This is a genomic window from Bariatricus sp. SGI.161 (genome assembly GCF_050313695.1).
In the GTDB taxonomy this organism is placed as follows: Bacteria; Bacillota; Clostridia; order Lachnospirales; family Lachnospiraceae; genus JAFBIX01.
The window spans coordinates 1-430 of record NZ_JBNPLX010000095.1; the positions used below are offsets into that span (position 1 = coordinate 1).

At 44.4% G+C, this 430-nt stretch carries 1 protein-coding gene; it reads left to right on the forward strand.

Annotated elements, in window-relative coordinates; translation table 11 throughout:
- On the forward strand, positions 1-430 hold a 430-nt coding region (locus ACQRBH_RS17340), incomplete at both ends, for a hypothetical protein (RefSeq protein WP_427762701.1).

The window sequence follows — 430 nt, forward strand, 5'->3', positions numbered from 1 at the left end:
ACTGATTCACCGAGAAATTTGGATAATTTCTCGATTCAGCAGTCCTTTCGAATTTGGCTGGATGCCAAATTCTCACACGGAATTGCAACTCTTTTTTCTGTAACGGATTCTATCGCTTGGCTAGACGGAAACAGACCAGCCTATCCAGCTCCCTTGCGCCTGACATTCCCAATTAATGAACGAACTCATCTGGAGGAATTCATGGCGCGAAGCGCAATGGGGAGCGATATTTTTATACTATTCATCATTATTTCAATGAAAGAATCAGTTAGTTATTCTGCCAGTTTTTTGACGACATCTTTACTGATATCTTTCTCTCTGCATGACGCGCAGGAATTCTCCCAGATGAGGGAGTTGCGGATTTGGGTGATGTCAGGCGAGAAGATGGATGGGATGGTTGCCGTTCGTTGGACAAGCGTTAGAATCCGTC